The 24,726-nt window shown below is 46.1% G+C and carries 15 protein-coding genes; 5 read left to right on the forward strand and 10 right to left on the reverse strand.

Going from position 1 to position 24,726, the window contains the following annotated elements; genetic code table 11:
* Positions 1-29: 29 nt before the first annotated feature.
* The 9 genes from P0M28_RS29400 to P0M28_RS29440 all read right to left on the reverse strand — a co-directional run bounded on the left by P0M28_RS29400 (position 30) and on the right by P0M28_RS29440 (position 15,171).
* A complete protein-coding gene (locus P0M28_RS29400) occupies positions 30-2,270 on the reverse strand; it encodes a heparinase II/III domain-containing protein (protein ID WP_302207084.1) in 2,241 nt (746 codons plus the stop codon).
* Positions 2,242-3,168, reverse strand: a complete 927-nt coding sequence (locus tag P0M28_RS29405) for an RraA family protein (protein ID WP_302207085.1) — start codon at positions 3,166-3,168, stop codon at positions 2,242-2,244. Before P0M28_RS29405 ends, P0M28_RS29400 begins: the two co-directional genes overlap by 29 nt.
* A gap of 117 nt (positions 3,169-3,285) precedes the next feature.
* Positions 3,286-4,563, reverse strand: coding sequence for a mandelate racemase/muconate lactonizing enzyme family protein (locus P0M28_RS29410; RefSeq protein ID WP_302207086.1), 1,278 nt, complete (start codon positions 4,561-4,563; stop codon positions 3,286-3,288).
* Positions 4,564-4,669: 106 nt separating this feature from the next.
* On the reverse strand, positions 4,670-5,602 hold the full coding sequence (locus tag P0M28_RS29415; protein ID WP_302207087.1) for an RraA family protein: 933 nt from the start codon (positions 5,600-5,602) through the stop codon (positions 4,670-4,672).
* Positions 5,603-5,681: 79 nt separating this feature from the next.
* A complete protein-coding gene (locus P0M28_RS29420; protein ID WP_302207088.1) occupies positions 5,682-7,226 on the reverse strand; it encodes a SusD/RagB family nutrient-binding outer membrane lipoprotein in 1,545 nt (514 codons plus the stop codon).
* Positions 7,227-7,233: 7 nt separating this feature from the next.
* Positions 7,234-10,857: a SusC/RagA family TonB-linked outer membrane protein gene (locus tag P0M28_RS29425; protein WP_302207089.1), complete on the reverse strand. Its 3,624-nt coding sequence runs from the start codon at positions 10,855-10,857 to the stop codon at positions 7,234-7,236.
* Positions 10,858-10,880: 23 nt separating this feature from the next.
* Positions 10,881-11,882 (reverse strand): FecR domain-containing protein, encoded by a 1,002-nt coding sequence (locus P0M28_RS29430; protein ID WP_302207090.1) that lies wholly within the window; start codon positions 11,880-11,882, stop codon positions 10,881-10,883.
* A gap of 197 nt (positions 11,883-12,079) precedes the next feature.
* Positions 12,080-12,697 carry an RNA polymerase sigma factor gene (locus P0M28_RS29435; RefSeq protein ID WP_302207091.1) on the reverse strand — a complete coding sequence of 206 codons (618 nt, stop codon included), beginning with the start codon at positions 12,695-12,697 and terminating at the stop codon, positions 12,080-12,082.
* A 263-nt stretch (positions 12,698-12,960) separates the two neighbouring features.
* The gene (locus P0M28_RS29440; protein WP_302207092.1) at positions 12,961-15,171 is read right to left on the reverse strand and encodes a beta-galactosidase trimerization domain-containing protein; all 2,211 of its coding nucleotides are present in this window, start codon (positions 15,169-15,171) and stop codon (positions 12,961-12,963) included.
* A 163-nt stretch (positions 15,172-15,334) separates the two neighbouring features.
* On the opposite strand from P0M28_RS29440, the gene P0M28_RS29445 reads away from it, so the two are divergent.
* From P0M28_RS29445 to P0M28_RS29460, 4 genes are all read left to right on the forward strand, one after another.
* Positions 15,335-15,571: a hypothetical protein gene (locus P0M28_RS29445; protein WP_302207093.1), complete on the forward strand. Its 237-nt coding sequence runs from the start codon at positions 15,335-15,337 to the stop codon at positions 15,569-15,571.
* Positions 15,572-16,047: 476 nt separating this feature from the next.
* Positions 16,048-19,266, forward strand: a complete 3,219-nt coding sequence (locus P0M28_RS29450) for a SusC/RagA family TonB-linked outer membrane protein (RefSeq protein ID WP_302207094.1) — start codon at positions 16,048-16,050, stop codon at positions 19,264-19,266.
* Positions 19,267-19,293: 27 nt separating this feature from the next.
* Positions 19,294-20,664, forward strand: coding sequence for a SusD/RagB family nutrient-binding outer membrane lipoprotein (locus P0M28_RS29455; RefSeq protein ID WP_302207095.1), 1,371 nt, complete (start codon positions 19,294-19,296; stop codon positions 20,662-20,664).
* 234 nt (positions 20,665-20,898) lie between these two features.
* On the forward strand, positions 20,899-22,446 hold the full coding sequence (locus P0M28_RS29460; protein ID WP_302207096.1) for a GH3 family acyl-acid amido synthetase: 1,548 nt from the start codon (positions 20,899-20,901) through the stop codon (positions 22,444-22,446).
* Here P0M28_RS29460 and P0M28_RS29465 read toward each other — a convergent pair.
* Positions 22,433-23,047 carry a hypothetical protein gene (locus tag P0M28_RS29465; protein WP_302207097.1) on the reverse strand — a complete coding sequence of 205 codons (615 nt, stop codon included), beginning with the start codon at positions 23,045-23,047 and terminating at the stop codon, positions 22,433-22,435. The two genes, P0M28_RS29460 and P0M28_RS29465, sit on opposite strands and share 14 nt — an antisense overlap.
* A gap of 530 nt (positions 23,048-23,577) precedes the next feature.
* On the opposite strand from P0M28_RS29465, the gene P0M28_RS29470 reads away from it, so the two are divergent.
* The gene (locus P0M28_RS29470) at positions 23,578-24,717 is read left to right on the forward strand and encodes a sialidase family protein (RefSeq protein ID WP_302207098.1); all 1,140 of its coding nucleotides are present in this window, start codon (positions 23,578-23,580) and stop codon (positions 24,715-24,717) included.
* The last annotated feature ends 9 nt before the right edge of the window (positions 24,718-24,726 follow it).

The following is a 24,726-nucleotide window of genomic DNA, read 5'->3' on the forward strand; positions in this document are numbered from 1 at the left end:
TGTTGAATTATTTACTGTTTCGCGCTAGTCTATTGTTTCCATTCCAATCCGTCTGAGGTTAACAGTACCGTTACTTTCTTGCCTCCGTGCTCAATCTGCCAAGTATTCTGATCTATCTGTTGAACAATAGGCGTGCTACTACCTTGAGCGAATGCCACCACCGTAAGCCAACGAATCGCCTTATCTTGAGTCGTAATTGACACCAGCGGCTCGCGGTACTGAGGTAATTTCTGGCCATCCCGGCTCTCATCGTAGGGCGGTGCAAAAGAATGATTCTGCACTGAGTAGGTCGGCGATTTACCCGCCAAAGCAGTAATATGCAGGGCTGCCGTGTGGTCACCTGCCTGAAATTGGTAGCCTCCCGGTATTAATGACGTTGGTTCGCCCCCGCTGTGCCAGCGTAAAGTAATTTGTTCTTCATTAGGTAGCTCTACCTCATCTAGCACTACTAATAAAGAAGGCCGTCCGTGCAGCACTTCCCGGGTTACCTTGCGTTGGTCAAGATAAGCTTTGCTTAGATCCATTTTCCAATGGGTACTACTTTCCTCTTCTTCAAAGAAGACCAACTCACCTCGCCCCTGAGGATTCATGCCTGCATCCGGTTCGCTACCAAACGTGATAATGTTGTGCCCACGGGCACTAGCGGGGTAATACTCCGGACGGTTAGTCCCGAAGTAGTCAGACGGATACGTAAAATTGTTACCAACCTCCACAATGATGGCCTGCGTACCGACCGTCATGGCAACCTGACCTACATCATCGTGACCGTGGCTTTGCTCGCGACCGTGCTTAGCGTATACCACCACGTCCTGACTTTCGGATGATAAATCCCAGCCTGTACGGCTGATGACTAAACCGCCTTGGTTGTAAAAAGCCTTCGCTAACGGCAGTAGCTCAGCAGGTGATAACGGCTTTACGGAAGGATTGTATGCCAGTACTGCTTCAGGATCGAGACGGCGCGGATCGATCCCTTCTCGTAGGTTACCGCCCGACAAAAACAGCCACTGAGTAAGCTGATCGCCACTAGCTGCTGCAATGGCTCCGGCAAATTCACTTCGCAGTGGTCGCTTGGTTTTAGTATCGCCAAAAGCCATCTGGCGAAAGCCCGGCAGCAGCGTCCACACTGTCCAGTGAGCTGCTTTAACTAGCTGATTTATAGTTTTTTTTGCTTTATCACTTTGACTGCCACTTCGTACCTTGAAGTATCGAGCTGCCGCTGTCAAATCACTCACATACCCCGGCGACTCGTTGAACGAACCATCTTCCCCCAAATGATCTAGATAACCATACATGGCTTCTTCGGCGATAGTGATAATTTGCCCCGCTTGCGGGTGACTGCCTTGTAGGGCAACTCCCAAAATACCAATTCCGCCTACCACCCGGGTGGTCCAGTTATGACCGGCATCTAGCCACCACACATTTTGCTCCACGCTCTTCAGAAAAGGCTGAATCACTTGCCGATCTACTCCTTCTATAAACTCAGCCCGTTGTTCTTCGGTAAGCCCTTCTTGGAGCCAACCGTAGGTAATTCCCAGTGCCGCCGATAAATCTCCGGTACGAATATCCACGTAGCTATTAGCATAATTCTGATGAGCCAAGTCCCGCCAATCAGCCCAGAGCGGATCATTAAACAGTACGGTTATCTGTCGCCAGGCACTCGCCAAATATCGCTCATCACCTGTAATGCGATAGACTAACGCGGCTCGTTCAATACGCCGTCCAACTTTCCGCATCAGCCCGTCGTTGAGGTTTCGGCGGTTCACGTGTACGGCTTCCCTTCCAGGTAGTTCGGAAGCAGGTGTCCAGGCAGGCTCCGTTAAGTCTGAATCAGCCGCTTTTTTAAGTATCGACCATAGATCGGCTACCTCTTTATGCGTTGAGAGCTGCTGCTGGAAAGATGCAATATCCCAAACTACCGTTGGGTTGGATTCTTGTGCTGAGACCAGGGTAAATTGCCAGCATACAAGCCACGCAATTAAAGCCAGACTTATAGTCTTTGGGGATGTACGACAGTGTTGCAATAGCCTCAGCAAAGTGATGTATCCCGTTGCCATGGTGGCCCGGATTAGCCACGTGAATTCCGGGGCCTCCCATCTATTGACCGGGGGATGCTGTAAATCGTAAAGCCTCATCCGGCCAGGCAGCACGTGTTTTTGTCGTACACCCGTCTTTAATCTTAGAGAGAAAAACAATATTTCGTTGGCGGGACTGGTCATACTGTAGATTGAAGAATAGCTCTTCTTACCAAGTTCGGTTTTCCAAGTACGCATCTAGCTCTTCCCGCGACATAGGCATTTCGTCGGGATTTTCGTCTAGCCAAGCCATAAAGTCTTGTTTGATAGGGTCAGTCCAGCGAGTGTCAATTTCACCGGGAGTATATTTTCCTTCGCGCAATCGTTGGATACCAAACTTATCGCGTAGCGCCACAAATTCGGCGTTGATTAGTACATCTTCAACCATATGGGCTGGAATAAAGATTACACCTTCTCGCTTAGCGAGTACCACATCTCCCGGCAAAACGGTGGCACGACCAATGCGGATAGGCGTATTTAACCCTCCGAGGGTCATATCTTTAATAAACGAAGGATCCCAACCGCGAACGAAGGCGTTAAAGCCTTCAATTTTTTCTAATCCTGCTAAGTCGCGCAGTGAACCGTCGAAGACCACCCCGTTGCCTGATTTGGCGTAGATGGAGTTTCCTAAGTTATCTCCAATTAGGGTGCCATCCACTACTTTACCGTAACCATCTGCTACGTAAACGTCGCCCATTTGCAATTCGTCAATGGGCCAGGAGTTCATTCCTCCAATGCGCCCATCGGCCTCGCCTTCGGCTTTAAGAGTTTCTTCCAAATCGGGGCGAGTGGGCATATACTGGGCAGTTAGCGCCCGACCAACAATAGGTTGATCTTCGTGGATCATCATCCAATTACCTTCAAATTGATTATGATACTCTTCACCGCGCATACTACCCCAGGCTTCTTCAATGGAAATATCTTTAACCCGCTCCAGTATCTCGTTGGGAACTTTAGGGCGACCATCAGGGTAACGCTCACCTTCCCACCGGCTGGTTAGTTTTATCATTTCGTCCCGGCTAAGCGTCAGGATTTGGGCAAATAAAGATTGGCTGGTGAGGCAAAAAAGTAGTAGAAAAACGAAGGAGTAATGCATAGTGCTAGTTAAGAATTGATAATGAGAAATTGATAGTTAACACGAATACCAGAGAGTTGATAAGTTAATTGAAGGAGATTGAAACTGCAACTTATTAGATTAGTCACTGTGGCTTAGTTAGGTAAAGAAGGGCATATCTTTATCAGCGTATTTCTTCAGCCCTTCTTCATTAATCTCCACTCCAATTCCGGGTTTATCCGATAGCGGAATGTAGCCGTCCACGATCATCTCACCATCGTAGTGGACTATTTCTTTGAACATCGGATTCGTATGAAAATAAATTTGCCACTCCAGAATTAAAAAGTTCGGTACCGACGCGCAGACGTGAGCCGAAGCCATCGCCCCTAAGTAGGAAGCCACCATATGCGGAGCAAACGGTACGTAGTAGACATTAGCTAAATTCGCGATGCGCTGAGCTTCACCTAAGCCACCCGCTTTTTGTAGATCAGGCATGATAATATCTACGGCTCCAATCTCCAGCAGAGGTCGAAATCCGTAGGCTAAATAAAGATTCTCTCCGGCACAGATTGGGGTACTAGTCGATTGAGTGATATATTTGTAGGCTTCCGCATTCTCTGCCGGAATAGGTTCTTCCAGCCACATAAGATGTAGCGGTTCCATCGCTTTTGCTACCCGTTTACCAGAGGTTGTATCAAAACGACCATGCATATCCACGCAAATATCTACGTTTACCCCTACTGACTCCCGCACTGCGGTAATCTGGTCAACCATGCGTTGTAATTCAGCCGGTCCTACTGTCCAATTATAGGGATCGTACTTATTAGGATCGTTGCTATCGTCAATATCAAATTTCACCGCCGTGAAGTTATGTTCATCAACTACCTCTTTGGCTCGCTGCCCCATGATCTCCGGTTTTTCTCGGCTACTGGCCGTATCGCAGTACACTCGGATACTATCCCGGAACTTTCCTCCGAGTAACTGATAGACCGGAACGTTCAGTGCCTTCCCCGCCAAATCCCATAGAGCGGATTCAATAGCAGTGAGCACTGAGATGTACATGCCACCCTGCGCCCCTTCGAAGAAACCACGACGACGGACGTCTTCAAATATCCGATGCACATTTAACGGATTTTTTCCCTTTATCCGGTCGCCCATCATTCCCACCAGATAATACGTTCCGGCAGTAGCATCTACCGCCTCACCGTGCCCTACAATATCCTGGTTACTGTAAACCTTCACGAACAAACTATGCCCATTACGGATGTAAGCGCATTTCACATCAGTAATCTGTAGATCTGATGGTGCCGAGAAAAGGTTTTGCTTTTGAACTGCTGCAAAAAGGTCGTTGCCAAAATTCGTAAGCAGGCTCAGTCCGGCAGCTCCGGCCAGCCCCTTCTGAATGAATGATCTTCGGTTTGATGGTTGATTTTTCAATGGTTCGATGGTTGATTGGTTCAATTGCTAGATTGCTGATGAGTTTTAGGTTCTATCTTTCATTATCCACTATCCATTTTCCCCTATCAAATATCCACTGCTAACCTTACCAAGTTCTCTCTTTCAGTAATTCTTGAATTTGTTCTTTGGGAACGGGTAACAGCTCAAGATTAGCTTCCAGCCAGCGGGAGAAATCGGTTTCTATTTCGTCTGACCAGCGGGAATCAATTTGCCCGGCAGTATATTTCTTCTCGCGTAACCGCAAGTGTCCGAACATATCACGCAAGCGAACAACTTCGGAGGTCTTTACTATCTTTTCCGCCAGATGTGCGGGAATCACGGATACCCCACCGTCTTTGCCCAAAATCACGTCACCCGGCACAACCATTACCGAACCCAGGTTGATTGGCACGTTGATCCCCATCAGCGTAGTGTTTTGGTCGTGATTAGGGTTGTGGTGAGAGGGATGATAACTTCTGACGAAGGATGTAAATTTGTCTAACTCTTCTAGCCCTTCAATATCCCGAATCGCTCCGTTGTACACAATCCCGTTGCCCGAATTAGCGTAAATAGCGTTCGCTAAATTATCGCCAATAGTCGGGCCGTCCTCGTGCGCCCCAAATTGGTCAGCTACGTAAACATCACCTGGCTGAAGCTCATCAATCGGCCAAGCGTTCTGACCACGAATACGCCCTTCGGTATGCCCTTTATCTAAAATAGCTTGGTACACATCGGGGCGGCCAGGCATAAACATGGCCGTAAATGCCCGACCAATTAACGTGCTATCCGGGTGAATGCAGAGCCAGCCTTCTTCGTACTGATGCCGAAACCCCGCATTTTTCATAACTGCCCAGGCTTCTTCGTGGGTGACTAGCTTCATCCGCTCTAACACATCGTCAGCCACCTTCGGACGGCCATCTTCAAATCGCTCTCCCTCCCATTCGGGAGTGTAGAGTTTCATTTGTTCTACCGAGATGGTTTGCCCCCAAGCTGACGGTAGCCAGAAGAATAAAAAGAAAATAATAGCAATCTGTTTCATAATTGTCTGAACGGAGAAAGGAAAATGGATAACGGAAGAGGGAAAGCCGTTTTCCCTTCTCCGTCTGCCGTGTTCCATTTTATTGAGCCACATCCCACCATACCCGGGTATCGAGAATATCAGCCCCCATTCGATCAATGGCAGCATTGACATTTTCGGTGTTCACAATGATCTCCGAAGAGGGATAAGTATAGCGACGAATAAATTCTTCGTTAATCAGATCTTGCCCCGGAAATGGGTTAGGGTCTAGATTGGGAAAGCCGCTACGGCGGAAGTTGGCAAAGGCTTCCGGGCCATTGAGAAACGATGCAACCCAATACTGGTCATTGATTTGCTGTAAAGCTGTAGCATCATTTAGCGGATTGCTAGCGATATACGCCACAATTTCTTCTTCCGGTACCACTGAGTCGTTATCGTAAGCAGCCATCTGTTCCATGTGTAGGCGGATTCCGGCGTGAAACAGCTCTTCAGCCGAACCCGTAACCCATCCTCGCGAAGCAGCCTCGGCTAATAACAGGTGATTTTGCGCGGCGGTCACCATGAACATAGGGGTTGTCTGGGTAACTACCCGCTCCCGGTCAGCTTGGGCAAATTCGTAGAAACTATCCAACCCTAGTGCAGCGGCCGCCTGACGGGCAGTTTCATCGTTATTGCCTACGGGCATACCGATATGAACCTCAGGATCGCTGGTACCATTACCATTCGGCCCCAGCACTTGTCCTGGACCCGAAGCGGCATCTACGTAGGTAACCGCAATAGACCGTAACCGGGGATCATCCATTTCTTGCAAATAGGTGACGAACGGCCCAGCTAAATAGTAATTGTTAGCTTCGGTAGCATTTAGGATGCGTCCGGTTTCGTTGCGATAGTTATTATCGTGCCGAATGACCATATTATCGCTATTGTCCGTGATTATCCCGGCCTGGAAAGCTTGCTGAACGCGCTGTTCGGCAGTTGTAGGATCTACCTTGGAAAGTCTCATCCCCCCTCTTAGTATCAGCGAATTAGCGTACTTCCGCCACTGATCTATATCACCGCCATAAAGCACATCAGCAGTTTCAACTTCTCCCGAACCGTCTAGCGCAGTGGCAGCTTCGGTAAGCTCCATTAAAATATCAGGATAGATTTCTGACTGGGCATCGTAGCTAGGGTACAGAACAAGTTCAGTATTACCCTTACCACCGTTGAAGTACGGAATATCACCGTAGGTGTCGGTGAGAATCATAAAAGCATGAGCTTGAAGAATGCGGGTCATCTGTAGCAAATTGCTTCGCTCTGGATCGTCACTGATACGACTAATAATGTCGCGGGTATGACGAACTACTCCCCGATAATAGTTCCGCCAGATTTGTTCGGTAGAATTACGGTTGTCTTGATTGAAGTTAGCTCCGGTGAGCACTCCCGAATTAGGAGTGATGATCTGCTGGATAATTCCCATATCGTACACCAGCACAGAATTAGGAAACGACATATTGATGACTGCTTCGTTAAGCTGAAACACCGGATCAACATCGTCTGCCGTTGGATCAACTACATTGGTATTAAGTTCATCGAAGCCATCATCACAGGCAAATACCAGTAGCAAGAGTACGGGTAAGTAACGTAGTATAGTAAGCTTATTCATAATTGAATTAGAATTTAACGTTTAAATTGAAACCAAGTCCTCGGGTAGTGGGCAGTCCGGTTGATTCCAACCCTACCAAGTTATCTGAGGAAAATCCGAATGATTCGGGGTCAATATTCGGAACCCACTTTTGGATAATAAAGACATTATTGGCGACAAAATTGAGCGTAACCGCTTTGGCGGGGAAGCTTTCGGGTAAGAAGCGAGAGAAATCGTACCCCAGACTAATCTGACGTAGTTTCCAGTAGCCACCATCATAGACAATAGGCTCGACCAGTTGCTGCGAACGAACCACCTCCCAGTAGGTCTGAGGGTCGGCTGCTGTGGTATTCTCAGCGTAGATAATTTCTACCTCTCCGTCACTATTTACTCTTTCGTCAGCAATCACCACTCCGTCGCCAACAACCCCACCTTCACGGCCCGGCAACGTCATTTTATGCAACCCGTGGCGCGTGGCGTTGAAGTTGGTTCCCGACATCATCATGTTGCCTAGCTTGAAGTCAATCAAAAATGAAAAGCTGATTCCTTTGTAATTGAACGAGTTGGTAATCCCCCCTACCCAATTGGGTAAAGCCGAACCAAAAGTGACTAAGTCTTCAGTACGCAGGGCTACTCCGTTGTCGCCGAATATCTGACGGCCATCGGGTGTGCGGCGGTAGCCAAAGCCAGCCAATTGACCGATCTCCTGCCCTACTACCTGCTGCAAAAACCCGTTAAATACGTGACTTCCTACAGTAATGGTTTCCCCAACGGAATCAGTTTGCAGGCTTAATACTTCGGTGATATTATACATTCCGTTGAAAGATATATTCCACTGAAAGTCTTCGGTTTGTACTAGAACCAAGTTCAGTAAAAACTCAAAGCCACGCGTTCGGCTTTCGCCCGTGTTAATAAGCGTATTGTCAAACCCGGAAGCTTCTGATACTTGAGCGCTGACGATTTGATCAGAAGTCGTTTTTTGGTACACCGCTACATCTAACCCTACCCGGCTGTTAAACATTTGTAGTTCTAAGCCAATTTCAGCTTCATTGGCTCGCATAGGACGAAGGTCAGGGTTCGGAATACTATTACCATCAACTTGAATCACCGGCTGGGCTACCCCATCGGGAGTGGTAAAAAGATTGGGCCTTACCTCGTAAAATAATACGTTAGAATAAGGCTGAACATCGGTATCACTACCTACTTCGGCGTAGGCGGCCCGTAACTTGCCAAAGTCTAACCAACCCGGTGAGCTATTAAACGACTCGGTAAACACATAGCTGGCTGATACCGATGGATACGAAATGCTCCGGTTCTCCGGGGACAAGGTAGAGAACCAATCGTTTCTGAATGTTCCGGTTAAATAAAACATATCCCGATACGATAGTTCTGCCGAAGCGTACAGCGAGTTCACCCCTCGTTCAGCCAGATCATACTGAGGATCTTTCACCCGTCCGTTTTCCACCGTATACAAGTCACGAATCACGAAGTCGTCAACCTCTACAAGGTTACGGTCACTACGGCGGTACATGATATTTCCTCCGGCACTAACATTCAATCCAAAATCCCCGAATTCGCGGTAGGCATTTACCAGTATATCGGTGTTAATCTCCCGGAAGCGACGGGCTTCCTGGGTAAATGTTCCGTTCACAAAACCATCAGGTGCCCTAGGTCGGGATGCTTGCCCGGTAGGATAGTTATTACCGGACTGATCGCGGGACCAGTAGTCCTGACCAATCCGGCCTTGTACGTAGATCCAATCGGCCAGATCGTACTTCACGGCGATATTTCCGAAGACCCGATCCCGGCGAATCTCCTGAAACTGTTCTGATAAAGTAAAATAGGGGTTGGTACGGTTACGGAAGCGCGAATACACAAATTCGTCACCATCCTCATTAAACTTATTAGCATCCAGTAAGTCGAGTGGCATGGTGTTCGCCATGTTGTACAAGGCTACTGGAATGGTGTTATCTTGTTGAGCCACATTGGGCGGATTTTCATTATGCTCGTTAGAGTAGTTGATTGCCCCGGTTACGCTCAACTTTTTAGATAGCTCATACTGAAACCCCAAGTTAATTGTTCGGCGTCGGAAGGTATTGTTCGGAACAATACCCTGGCTACTGAGATTGGATAGCGAAAGGTTTAGGCTCCCATTCTCGCCGCCCGCAGCAATAGAAACGGTGTTGGTCACGTTTTGCCCGTTACGAAAGAACTTGTCGATCCGGTCCCGCTGAGCTACGTAAGGCACTTCAATACCATCGAACAGAATTTGGGTCATCCCTGGCTCAATACGCTCACCGAACGACCACTGCCCTGAGGTTGGGTTGGGGGAAGTTGGTCGTACCCCGTTTTCTCCCTGCCCGTACTCGTACTGATAATCCGTAAAGTCTAGCGGCTGCTCGTTGGTGTAGTTGAGATTATAGGTAACCCCAATTCCTTTGGCGCCTTTTCCCTTTTTAGTGGTAATCATGATTACCCCATCTTTAGCCCGAGAACCGTAAAGTGCTGCCGCTGCCGCCCCTTTCAGCACCGTCATATTCTCAATATCATCAGGGTTGATACTGTTCAGCCCATCACCACCATCCGAAGTAAACCCGTTTCCATTGTTCCCGAGCGCATTGTCATCATTACCTCCAGGGTTAGTACCAAAGTTAGTGTTGTCAATGGGAACCCCATTAATCACAATAAGTGGATTGTTTTGACCTGAAATTGAGGACTGCCCTCGGATACGTATTTTAGAAGTTCCACCCGGCCCGGTACCCAGACCAGAAATATTTACTCCCGCAATCTTACCCTGAAGCGCATTCATTACGTTGGGGGTTCGGTTTACCGTAAATTCTTCTGGATCGACCGTCGAGGTGGCGTAACCCAGTGTTCGGGAATCCTTCTCAATACCTAAGGCTGTTACCACTACCTCACCCAGTTCCGTCACATCAGGATTCATCGATAAATCAACAATAGACCTACCATTTATAGCTACTTCTTGGGCAGCGTATCCTACGGAAGAAAATACCAGTACCTCCGCATCATCGGGGATAGTAAGCCGATAGTTACCATCAACATCCGTAATGGTACCTATCGTTGTATTTTTTGCCAATACGTTGACTCCCGGTAATGGCTCATTATCTTCGTCGGTCACTGTACCAGAAATGTCCCGGTCTACCGCGCTAGAAACACTCCCGTTCCAATTTGCCACGCTTATAGACGAAGTAAGCGAGGTTGAGGGGAGCATCATCCCCGAATCACCTGATGATTTGCGAAGAGGCTGTTTATTAACTTGCCTTACCTCTTGGGCAGAATCAGCTAGTATTATGACGTAGGTCTCATTATCAATCTTCTTAAAACGCAACTTCGTTGGTTGCAAAATTTGCTTTAGGTTAGTTTCTAAGTCAGCTTCAGCATCAATGCTAGCTAATACTGACTGATTTTGCAGGAGATGCCTCTCATACATAAATGAGGCACCATACATCTCTTGAAGATTCTGTAACAGATCGGTTAACTGCTCTTTTTCAGCTGATTGTGTTGGGTCAGTATCCTTAAATGTAGGAGTCGCTTCTGTGGAAGCAATCAATTGAGCTTCTACAGCAGATAGACTAACCCAACCCACTATGCTGAGTACAAAAACCAGTTTCATCAGGTTGTTAGTGAACATAGACATGGGTGTTAGTGTAAAGATTAATTCTCATATAGGTAGATGACGTTATTTTCTTGCTCAATTTTAACCTGTAGCAACGTACTCAAAGCTATAAGTACTGTTTCTAGATCTTCCGTGGAGATGCTCCCGGTACTGCTTATCCGGCGGTGGCGAACAGCTTCGTTGGCTAGTACGAATTCTACCCCGTAGGTATCTTCTAATTGACGAATAATACGACTCACCGGAGTATCATCCAGAATGAGTTGTTGCTTCCGCCAGGATGTGTAGATGTCAGGGTTCACTTGCCGATGAGTCACTTCTTTACTTTCGGATGAGTACATTACATAATCACCGGGCTGCATGGTAGCTTCTTCCTTTTCGGGAATATCTACCGTAACTTTCCCTTCATCTAATACAACTTGCGTCTGCCCTCTCCGGCTATTTACATTAAATTGGGTGCCTAAGACTTTCACCCGAAGGTTTGAAGTATGCACCTTAAAGGGAACTAGCTGCTCATTCTGAGTACGGCGATTGACGGAGAAGTAAGCCTCACCCTCTAAAAAAACTTCTCGCTGAGTTTTATTGAGCCAGTTTCGCGCAATGGTAAGCTGAGAATTACCGTTCAGTACTACCTGCGTTCCATCCTCCAACTCAATCGCTTGGGTCTCGCCGTAGGCTGTATCGTATACGGTTGATGCGCCCGATAACCAATACCAGACTACCACAGAAGCACACACCAACAGTGATACCGAAGCTGCGTACTGCCAACGTAGCCATAATGGTCGGATAGTCTTGGTTTCCGAAGTCGCAATTCGTTGCGATACATTATGCCAAGAGTCTGTGATCTGCTCGGCAGATACTGGTTGCTGTTGAAATGAAATTTGTAGAAGTAACGCCCGGGCTTCGGCTACCGCCTCGGTATGCTCAGGGTTGGAATCTAACCATTGCTGCCAATGTTCAGCGTCCTGCTGATTGTTATCCGGATCTCGCACCCACCGTTCAAAAGAAGGGTTATTAATTAATTGATGTGCTAAGTGGTTCAAAAAAATACTGGTTTTGCTTACATAGAGCAGATAACCACCAGTTCATACTCTCCCAATGAAGATTAAATAAAGGTTTACGCTATGTAATTTTTAACAAAGGTGCGTACTTATTAAAAAAATGGAGTTAAAATAAGGATATACCTGTTTCTCACTTAGTCTGTAAAGCCAAAAAAATAAAAATATTATAAAAACACCTCTTACGCTGATAACCCGCTTAGCAAAGAAACAATTAGAGCGGCATACTCAATGTCTGTTAGCTTGACATTGGCAATTCCTTGTAAGGTCTCATCGTCCCGAAGAGTAGCTAATCCTCGGTACACAAAATTTTGCACCGACTGTGAGCGGACGTTCATAATATCTGCCACTTCCTGAAGCGGAAGCTCTTCGTAAAACCGAAGGTAAATCGCCTCTCTCTGCCTTTCCGGTAGCTTGTTCAGTGCCCGAGCTACACTCTTTTGGCATAACTTTACTTCCTCTTGTTGGAATCTTAGATCTTGAGGAGAATAGCTAAATGAGGGAGAAATATCGGAGAGATACACAAGTTTAGAACTGTGTTTTTTTTCAGCTAACAGCTCACGTCGTAATGAAGCCAACAGATACGCTTGCGGTTTTTCTACTTCCGCTAAGTGTTCTCTGCTTTCCCAAACTCTTACAAATACATTTTGAATGCTTTGGTCGGCCTGCGATGTACCAGGAATGATACGGAGAGCATAGCGGTACATAATGGGGTAAGTTTGGCGGTAGATTGTTTCAAATGCTTGATAATCGCCTTGCTTTAGTAATATCCATAAATGCTGAAGGTGGGCCGCTGTCATATTAGTACCCTGCTAAACTAATTGAATAAGTTTACGCTAATTTTAACAGTAATCAAAATTTACCCCACATTTTGAGAAAAATTGCATAATACGTATACCAGAGCCAAACGATTTTTTTCCTCATCAACAGTGAGCTGACAACCTAGAAAAAGTACTTTATTCTTCTTTGAAACCGCCCGGAAATATGGTAAGGAAAAACAAAGAGTGGATGGGTAGTAATTGGTATGTACTTCCTTGAAATCTGGATAAGAAAGTGTAGTTATTTACTTCACCAACCGCAACCAGCGAGCGTTATGCGCTGGCAATGCAATAGCAGCACCTAATTCTAACGTTTCCCCAGTGATAGCGTCTTCAACAGATTGGTATTGAAAGTCTTTGGTATCCAGTTGCACTTGGGTTTGGGTGCCGTCGTTCACCAATACGTAGTGATCGGCATCGGGCGCAGCCAGACGGTAGACAATGGCATCGTCGCAAGCGTAAGGCGATGCGTAATTGCCTAAGGTGTAGTCCAGCAACATTTTCTCCGCTAACGTATTCCCCAGTTCAAAAGTCATGAGTGAAGCATCGTAGCCAATAACTACCGCCGTCCCCTCCCCTACTCGGTTTTCTGTAATAGCGGGTTTCCCGTGATCAAAGTAGTCTTTTACCTGGGCGGTAGTAGGAGTCATATGCACAAAGGTGCCTTTGATGTCCAGGCTATCCAGTTTGAAACTGCGGTTAAATCCAGAATACTGATAGTCGTCTAGCGTCACGCCAAAAATCTTCTCAAATTTAGAATCTTTGCCAGTAGGTAGTACTTTAGAGTAAGCATCGTACCAAGCCGAGGGCATATCCATTACTAGTCGTCCACCTTGTTCCACGTAGTCGTACAAAATATCTAGCAGATCGCGGTTAATCGCTAAGTGGGCAGGTAAGTATATAATTGGGTAGCGAGGGGCTAAGCCATTACGTAAATCGCTGGCCGTAACGTACTCAAAGGGCACATTGGCATTAATCAACGCGCGACTCGCCCCAATCCGGGCTTCAATCGGGCGCATCCGGAAGGCATCGCGCTGGCGAACCGACATTGCCGCCCAAATGCCTTCGTTGTCCCAATTATACAACACGCCCACTAGTGGTTCCTTTCGGGCTTCCCACAGCTCTTCACGATAGCGATCTAGTGCCTGGCCAATCTGGCCGAGCTTACGAGCCCGAGGGGTCACCTGATTATTCCGATCCAGTAAACTATACTCTCCGCCTTCCTTTCCCGCGCTGCGGATGCTCCAGCACCAAATACCAAATCCTCGGAAACCTGATGCTAATTGGGTAAGGTAAAACTGCGTGATCGTACCTTCGTCTACGTAAAAGCCTTTCTCATCACTCGTCTTTTCGCCGTCAAACTGCTGAGGGCCGCCGGTACTCTCCCAAGCAGCCGACCAACCGCCTTTGAATAAATCGGCCATAAACGAAGCTTGCATGTAAAACGGACGAACCAGCTCGTTATCTACTTGTCCGTAATGCCAGGAAAAATGCATGGATGGATACAGCGTGCCCCCGTCTTTCATCACTTCGGCAATGCCTTCCAAATCTACTCCGTACCACGACTGGGGCAGAAACAATCCCAGTTCACCTCCGGCCCGAAACGGAGCGTGGGGGTAGAACTCCTGGTACTTCTTCGTTACCTGCTGAATATTACTGTGGGCGTGATCGGCTTTAAAGCGCATAATATCCCGCTTAACCCGCAGTTCCCGATGATTGGATTGCTCCCAGCGTTCAGCAAAATCATCCCACGACTGGAAAACGGTGCCCCCAGCGGGTTTCAAATTGGCGTGATGAACGTTGTAAGCATCATTTAACTGTTCAATGGTTCCGTACTGCTTTTCAGCCCATTGAAGAAATAGCTTTTTACCCTCTCCGGTCAAATCCAACCCTCGCGCACCAATAGTAGGGTCATGTGCGCGAAAGCTGCTTTGTAAAGCTTTCTGTTCTCCAGTTTTTTCCAAATATGCAATGGTGCGCTCCACCCGATCTTTGAGCAAATTCTGCTGATACTCTACCATCTTCGGGTGTTCCCTAATTTCAGCCATCGGTAGATCAGCATCAATTTTTAGCTCTTTAAGCAGTTCATCAGTAATTTCTTCCCAACCACCCTGCCCGTACCACCAAGGGATAATTCCTTCTTCCAGAGCGAGTAACTGTATCTGCTCTACCGTCCAGCCGCTAACCGGATAGATTCCTTTCAGGGAGTTGTACCCCAACTCCTTCATCGTACGGAAATGCCAGCGAATTTCCTCTTCCCCTTCATCGGGATGCTGAATGTAGACTACTCCGGCGGGCATCGGAGCCAGCTTTCGGAATTTTTCCTGCGTGGGCGAAGCATGAAGCTGATCGTACTTTTCGGTTAAAAAATCGTGATCAGGCAGCCACTGGGCCAGTGTAGGTTGGTAAAAAAGTGATAATAAGAATGCGGCTAGAAAAAATAAGCGATTGTACATAGGAATTTATAATAATTGACAATAGAAGGTTGATAATGGATAGTTGACCTCAGCATAAAAGTTTGTGGTAGCACAATATAACGAAATCTGAGATTTGCCTGATAAGCAGGCTTTTTTTCTGTGCGAAGACTAAACAATTTTACCGATCAATTCTTCCAAGAGTATGGTTGCCGATTTTGATATTCATATTGCCGTTAAGCGATTACCAGCAGTAGTACAAGATTTGCCCGAAACAGCGCTATTTGATCTGTACGACCAAGGCTACACATCGCTATTTGAGCAACTAAGTGCCTGCATTATCTCTCTTTGCACCTACGATGAAGTGACTGTACCAACTTCCATTCAACTGTTTACTCGGACGCGTACTCCGAAGGCTATGACTACACTCACTACCGAGTAAATTAATGGACTAATCTCGAATTCTACCTACCACGAAGGTAAATCATACCAAATTAAAACTATTGCCGACCGAACAAGCTCGCATCGGGGTAGACATTAACGTACACCGAATCACCAATTGCTTATGTCCTAAAATTGGAATTAGTAAAAGCCATTAAATCCGTTATAGTTGGGCTATTTACTTTTGTTCAATCTTCCTTTGCCCCCCATCTTGGGTGATGATTCATTTTTGTCCTAATCTCATCTAATTAAAGAATCTATAGGATGCCATCGGCAATTCATTGCCAGAATAGTGTAATAACATCTCTGATTCGTTGCACACGCACAGCCATTTATCGCATCGGTAGCTCCACAAAATCCCTACAGACAGGGGATTACCTCGCTTCCTCAGTGCCCTTACCTTTATCAATTAGAAAATTTCATTTTTTAGGCATCCTACTTGTCATTTATTAACTCACACTATACATCTATCTTATTATGCAAAAATTTTTACCTCTTTGGGGAATGCTCAGCTTATGCTTGCTAGCCCACTGGAGTCACGCTCAGCAAGTCGTCTCCGGAAAAGTCACCTCAGCCGATGATCAGACCCCGTTGCCCGGAGTAAATGTGCTGGAAGAAGGCACGACCAACGGTACCATCACTGACCTCAATGGTGAGTATCGCATTACCTTAAATACGGAGAATCCTACACTAACATTTAGCTTTATTGGTTTTACCCAGAAAACGGCAGCAGTAAACGGACGATCAACCGTAGATATGGCCATGGAATCGGATACCCGCCAGCTCTCGGAGGTACTAGTTACAGCAGCGGGAATAGAATCTAACAAGCGTGAGCTAGGGTATTCCATTCAGAATGTGGATGCGGAAGAGATTGTGCAAGCCCGAGAAACCAATTTTGTTACTGCATTAAGTGGAAAAGTAGCGGGAGTACAAGTGACTAGTTCATCCGGTACTCCCGGGGCTGCGGCTCAGATAAGAATCCGAGGCAACAGAACGGTGCAGGGTAGCAATGCTCCATTATTTCTCATTGATGGTATACCCATCGATAACTCCACGTACAATACCGAAGACTCACCCGAAGATGATGTATCTAATTTGGGTTCGGGCGGTGTTACTAACTCTAATCGGGCGATTGATATTAACCCCGAAGATATTGAATCACTCACGGTTCTTAAAGGGCCAGCCGCTACGGTTCTCTACGGAATTCGGGCTGCCAACGGTGCGGTTGTGATCACTACCAAAAAGGGCTCACGCAATACCAAGCCTAGAATTTCGTACGACTTTGGCTACACCATTGACCAAGTAAATAAGCTACCTGATTTACAGACTGAGTACGCCCAGGGTTCTTTGGTAGACGGAGTTCCTACCTTTGAAGCGGCTATGAATGGCTTTTCTACCAGTACCAGTTGGGGACCCCGTATTGCTGATCTCCGTTATGCCGATGAAGAAAGTCGCTGGGATCCTTTCGGATTAATTGTACCTGCCGATGATCCTCGTGCCACAGACCGGGTAGCCCGATCCTACAACAATGCCGACGATTTTTTCCAGACCGGAAGCAATGCTACGCACAATATCAGCGTATCAGGTGGTACGGCCGTCACCAATTACTTCTTTTCGGTGGGTCGCTTAGACCAAACGGGCATTATGCCCAATAGCTTTTTTGACCGAACCAGCCTGCGGGCCACTACTTCTACCGAAGTCTTTAAAAACTTTAACGTTACCTTCTCGGCCAACTACATTAATTCCGGGGGTAAGCGGATACAAAATGGCTCCAATACCTCAGGATTGATGCTAGGCCTAATACGAACTTCCCCTAGCTTTGATAATAGTGCGGGGTTTGAATTTGAAGATGGTACGCAGCGGGATTACCGAGGCGGAAGTGTTTACGACAATCCGTACTTCACGGTCAATAAAAACTTCACTACCGATGATGTAAACCGAGTTATTGGATACTCTCAATTATCGTACGATGCCCTGCCGTGGCTTAACTTCACCTACCGAGTGGGGGTAGATACCTACAGCGATGAGCGCTTATTCCGAAATGATGTCAACTCTTCCAGTGTACAAGCCGGACAGGCCATCAATCAGACCATTAACAGCAAAGACATCAACTCTGATTTTTTAATGACGATTAACAAAGATGTCAACGAAACAATTGGTCTGAATTTTACGGTAGGGCATAATTATTACAGTAAGGATGTAGCCATTAATCGGATTGATGGCCAAGGGCTTGCCTCACCAGGCTTCTTTAATATAGCCAGTGCTACTTCGGTAAATGTATCGGAAGGGGTTGTCCGAAGGAAGTTGTACGGCTTGTTCGGCACGCTTAACTTGAACATTGCTGAACAACTTTTTATCAACCTAAGTGGACGAAACGACTGGTCATCGACTTTACCCGAAGCAAATAATTCATTCTTTTATCCCGCTGCAAGTATCGGCTGGGACTTTACCAATACATTTGATATTGATAACCCTATTTTTTCGTACGGTAAGCTACGCGCCTCCTGGGGCCAGGTAGGTAATGATGCTTCATTTGCCGTTACCAATAATGGGTTTTCGCAATCGCGCGTACGAGACGGCTGGACTAACCCCCAGGGAGTTATTTTCCCTGCTTTTGGCCTTAACGCTTTCAACCCTAATGGTTTATTGGGAAACGATCAGTTAAAAGCTGAAACTACCACTACGCTTGAAGTAGGAGCCGATTTGCAGTTCCTCAGTGGACGTATTAGTCTGGATGTCACCTACTTCGATGCCATCACTACCGATGCAATTCTCAATATTGGCATTCCAAGTGCCAGTGGCTGGCAACAGCGTGCGGTTAATTCGGCAGAGCTTAGAAATTTCGGTTTTGAGGCTGCATTAACTGCTAATGTCATTAATAGTGGGGCCTTTAGCTACGATGCTACCGTCAACTTTACTCACATCCGCAATGAAGTAGAAAAGCTGGCTCCAGGTATCCCCTTCATCACGCTAGATCCTTTTGGAACTCAGCGAATTGCTGAAGGCCAACCCTACGGAATGTTTTTTGGCTCTCGCTTTCTACGCGACAATCAGGGTCGGGTAGTTATTAATGCCGACAATGGCTTACCATTTGAAGACCCTGACCAAGGTATCCTCGGCGACCCGAATCCTGATTTTCTCATTGGCTTCCGAAATACCTTCACCTGGAAAGGGTTCCGATTATCCTTCCTATTGGATATCCGCGAGGGCGGCGATATCTATAATGGTACAAAAGGGGTACTAAACAACTTTGGAGTAGGTGCCGAAACGCTGGATCGTAACGAGCGCGTAGTGTTCGATGGAGTTATTGGGCAAATTCAGAGTGATGGCTCGGTAGTCCCTACCGAACAGGTGAACACCCAAGAAGTAGTGAAGGGGGGTATTGGCGGCGGTGTCAACTTCTACCAAAACTACGGCTTTGTCAACCTCACTGAACTTACTATTGAAGATGGTTCATGGATACGACTACGTGATTTGAGTCTCAGTTACGAATTACCTAACCGATGGCTAGAGAGCAGCCCTTTTACCGGAGTGAATGTTGGCTTTATAGCTCGTAATCTTTTCTTAATTACTGATTACACAGGCATTGACCCCGAAACTAACCTAACAGGTGCCTCCAGTAATGTTCAAGGATACGATTACTTTAATAACCCCAACACCAAAAGCTACGGGGTGAGTGTTGGCCTAACTTTTTAGCCTTTTTCCATTTTAAAAATAGCAACGATGAATAAATATATTGCAAAAATAAGCTTACTAGCATTATCCCTAACAGTAGTAGTTAGCTCCTGTGAATTTGGCGATACCAACGTAGACCCGGCTCTTCCTACCGATGTATCGGTGAGTGCGCTACTTCCTTCCGGAGAGACCGCCGTTTCATGGGTCGTTGGCGGGGAGATTGTTCGCTTCAGTGGCTTGCTGACTCAACAGTTCCGAGGTATTGGTTCCACCCAACAAGAGGATAATTGGCGCTACCTTATCCGCGATGCTGATACAGACGGTATGTGGCAACGGATGTACCACAACTCCTTAAATACTGTTAATACCGTAATTGAAAAAGCCGAAGAGCAAAATACCCCGCACTATCAGGGAATAGCCGAAGTACTGATGGCTACCGGTGTTGGTAATTTTACGGATGCATTTGGTAGTATTCCCTACTCTACTGCTTTTGAAGGTGATGAGGGAAATTTTACTCCGAGCTACGACGAACAAGAAGCATTGTACACCACTACCTTGCCTCAACTACTAGACGAAGCTATCGCTAATTTAAGTGCAGATGAAAGTCCGGGTGGTAGCCCAGGAAATGATGACTTGATTTTTGATGGCAATTTGGAATTATGGATTAAGGCAGCGAACTCATTGAGGCTTCGCTACACATTTCAGCAGGGCAAACGTAACCCGGCTGCTTACGAAGAAGCTTTGGCACTGATCCCCTCCGCTATCTCATCTAACGCTGAGGATTACGAGATGACGTTCGGCACGTCGGCGACTGAACCTAATCCCCAGTACCAGTTCACCCAGAGACGTTCGGGAAATATGCGAATGGATGACTATTTTGTAAGCACGTTTTCAGAAAATGATACCCGCCGTCCCTTCTTAGTAGATGGTGAAAATGGTTTTGAATTTAGCGGTTACTACACCAGCATCAACTCTCCGGTAGTGCTGATGAGTTACGTAGAAGTAAAATTTATTGAAGCCGAAGCGCATCTAGCAAAAGCTACCCCCGATGTAGCTGCTGCAAAGGTGGCGTTAGATGAAGCCATCATGGCTTCTTTTCTGAAAATTACCAGTGCCCCGGTACCAGAAGCTTATCAAGCCGAACTTGATGCTAACTGGGCTGCCGCCACTGATAAGCTAGAAGTATTAATTAACGAGAAGTATATCGCTTGCTACTCACAAAGCCTAATTTCCTGGAACGACTACCGTCGAACTGGCTATCCCGAATTAGAAACAGTGCCCAACGGAGTGAATGCTTTTAATAGCAATGGCGAAGTTCCCCGTCGCCTGCCTTATCCGCAGGAAGAGCGACTACTTAATCCCAATAATATTCCTACTTCTACTCCCAATCTACAAGACCGCTTCTGGTGGGATCAGTAGTTACTCATAACAAGATTTACTAAAGATAAAAGCATCGCACCATCCGTGTGATGCTTTTTTACTGTAGAACGATGAGATAATTTCACCTAAGAGACGAAGATGAAACTCACCAAACTCAACGTGTGTCCTTTTTTTTCGTAAATGCCACTGTAAGACTTTTTAAAACATCGACCAACGCAAACAAAATTGTTTGTTTGTTAGTCCTTTGATTATACTTTTTAACCTAGCATCACTATGGCTATTCTCGGAAATTTTATTAAAACAGCAATTGAGCTTACTGATAAGTTATTGCCTGAACCTAACGCAGTTGAAGCCCAGCAACAAGTACTACGAAAGTTGCTTACTACCGCTAAAGACACTGCGTTTGGTCAACAATACAAATTCAATGGTATTCTAAAGAGTGTAAATTTACCACTATCCTACGCGCAACACGTGCCGTTTCACGATTATCAGAAAATTTATGATGAGTGGTGGTACCAACTGTTAGAGGGTGAACAAGATATAACCTGGCCCGGCAGACCCAACTATTTTGCCCTCAGTTCAGGAACCACGGGTAGCACCAGCAAGCGAATTCCGGTCACCGATGAAATGTTAGCAGCTATTCGAAATACGGGTATACAGCAAGTAACTAGTTTGGCTAATTTCGATCTGCCTCCCGAGTTTTTTGAAAAAGAGATTATGATGCTGGGTAGCAGTACCGATTTGCAAAATCAGGGTAACTACTTAGAAGGCGAGATTAGCGGCATAAGTGCCAGCAATATTCCGTTTTGGTTTAAGGGGTACTACAAACCGGGCGACGAAATTGCTCAAATTGACGATTGGGATACCCGGGTGCAAAAAATTGCTGAACGAGCCGAAACCTGGGATATCGGCGCATTATCCGGCATTCCTTCCTGGATTGAGCTGATGCTGAAAAAGGTAATCGATTATCATGGCTTAAAAAATATTCACGAGATTTGGCCTAACCTGATGGTGTACACGCCCGGCGGAGTGGCCTTTGAACCCTACCGAAAGAGTTTTGAAAAATTACTGGCGCACCCACTGATCTACTTAGACACCTATTTGGCATCCGAAGGCTTTCTGGCATTCCAAAACCGCCCTGATACCAACGCCATGTCACTGGTAGTAGATAATGGTATTTACTTTGAGTTTGTACCCTTTGAGGAAAAAAACCTGACCGAAGAGGGAAATGTGCGGGAAGACGCCGAGGTACTTACGCTAGCTGAGGTTGAAGAAGGCGTAGATTATGTACTGATTATCACTACTGTAGCGGGTGCCTGGCGTTACATGATTGGTGATACGATTATGTTTACTGATAAGGGTCGTCATGAAATCAGAATCACTGGGCGAACCAAGCACTTCTTAAATGTAGTAGGCTCTCAGCTTTCGGTTCATAAAATGAACGATGCCATTCAAAAGCTAGAAGAACACTTTGATGTAACCATTCCTGAGTTCACTGTAGCGGCAGTTCGGCGCAATGCTGACCAGGAATATATTCACCGCTGGTACTTGGGTTCTGATGAAACCATAGACGAGCGTAAAGCAACTCAACTCCTGGATGAGGTGCTTAGCAATATGAACAAAAACTACAGTGTAGCCCGTAGCAAAGCCCTGAAAGGCGTAGAGGTAAAAGTAGTTCCTACCGATATTTTCTACAACTGGAGCGAACGCAGCAAGAAAAAAGGTGGACAAGTGAAAACCTCACGAGTGATGAGCGAAGAGAAATTTGCCGAGTGGGAAGAGTTTGCCCAGGAAAATTATACCTTAACTAAGGTGCCGTAGTATCCTCACTAATTAACTGAGAATACTCCTTAGGCGACATGTACAGCCGCTTTATCCTAGCTTTGTACCAGTTGGGAATTTCAGCATGGTTAAGAATAAACTTCTTGGTCTTTACCACTTCATCTCCTAAGCCATGTCTTAAAGCGTACATATCAGCTCTCCGCTCTGCCTTTTTCAAATACTTTTCTGATAGCCAGTACTTTATACCGAAACTCATCATCGCTAGCCCACTGCGGTCGTGGTAATCCATTATATGTCCCAGCTCATGGGCAATCCAGCCTACTAGTACCTCAAACGGAAGTGTACTAATATCCAGGTTCTTATTATTTAGCTCTAAGTACCGACTGATCTTAATAATATAAGCCCGCTTAGACTTTCCTCGGAGCAAGCTCATTACTTTAGGCTGAGCTTGCATTACCGACTTCCGAATCTCATCTTCGTAGCGAAATTCAATTCGAGTATCTACCAAATCAGGATATTGGCTTAGAGCAGCAATGATGACCGATCGCATCTCATCCGGAATGGATTTGTTCTTAGTGAAAGCTGCAACATCAGATACTACTGAATCAGCATCATAATTATTATGAGCTTTACACGCCATAGTTAATAGAAGTAATAAACAGATTGACAATGAAAGTGTACGCAAAGTAGGGTAAATCACGAGTAAAGGAACAAGTAAACAACAGATTAACGATGAGAATTAGTTCTCACTAATACCACTTTTATATATTCTTTTTTCTATTAAATAAATAGAAATTTTATATAAATAATTTTATTCACAATAAACCACCATTTCTGCTAAGATGCTTAAAATATACTTGCATTACAGTACATACGTACTTTCTGCCGACAACCCCAATCAGCATAAACAAGCTTATTGTTCGGCTAATTTTGGGAGAGTTTTATCTAAACCTATCGAACAGCCACTTTCTTCTAAGCACTTTGGTTATAAAAGAAAAGGGAGCTGGCGCTTAAATGTGATTTACCAAAGAGCCTAGCTGTTTCTAGCAGCCCCATTAGCATACCAAGAATCTTCCGCTATTCTTGGCGTACTAGCACTCATTTTGTACTTTCAACTGACGACTCAGATGCATCGTAATTGAGTCTTCTTATACAACCTATAAGTAACTAATGCCGACTAATTTACCACTTGCCCAATCTATATTCTATCGTTTGTTAGCAATAGCTCTGCTCTTGGGCGTTGTTTCGCTTGTTGCGTGTTCTACAGCATCTCAACCTCAAGAAGAAAGCAAAATCACCGAAGAACCATCTTTACCAGTACAGGATTTCATTTTTGGCGATGAACAACCGTTTCCACAGTGTCATGCTTCTACGGTTCTTCGGCGACCCGATGGAAAATTCTTGGTAGCTTGGTTTGGTGGAACGGAAGAAAAAGATGACGATGTAGGGGTTTGGTTATCAATAGGACGGCCAGAGCGGTGGACGAAGCCCAAAGAAATTGCCAAAATACGGGAAGAGCCTCACTGGAACCCAGTGCTGTTTCAAGCCCCCGATGAAAAGATTTATCTCTACTTTAAGGTAGGAAAAGAAATAGATCACTGGGAAACTTGGGTGAAAACTTCTACGGATGGTGGAAATAGCTGGAGCGAAGCCCGAGAGCTCCTCGAGGGAGATCGAGGTGGGCGGGGCCCGGTTCGTAATAAACCCATTATTCTTTCGGATGGAAGCTGGCTAGCCGGAGCCTCTCACGAAGATAATCAAGTATGGAATGCCTTTACTGACCGTAGCACTGACCAAGGAGAAACCTGGCAGATGTCGGAATACCTTGAAATTGACCGAGATTCTCTCGTCGGAGAAGGCATTATTCAACCTACGCTCTGGGAATCAGCACCCGGACAAGTGCATATGCTCCTCAGAAGCTCAGCGGGCTACATATATCGCAGCGATTCGGAAGATTACGGACAAAGCTGGTCACCCGCATACCGTACCGAGCTTCCCAACCCCAACAGTGGGATTGATTTGACTCAATTATCGGATGGAACGTTGGCTCTGGCCTACAACCGAGATAATAAAAACTGGGGTACCCGCGCTCCACTTTCTGTTGCCCTTTCTACCGATAATGGACAAACCTGGCCTCGGGTTCTGGATATTGAAGCAGGTAATCCTGATGATGAATTCTCATATCCAGCGATTATTTCCTTTGGCGATACTATTGCGGTTACCTACACTTGGCAGCGGGAGAAAATTGCGTTTTGGATGAGCCTGAAAGATGACATTCCTACCAATGATCTGGCATTTCAAGTCCGCTAAACCATGATT

Source organism: Tunicatimonas pelagia, from assembly GCF_030506325.1.
Lineage (GTDB): Bacteria > Bacteroidota > Bacteroidia > Cytophagales > Cyclobacteriaceae > Tunicatimonas > Tunicatimonas pelagia.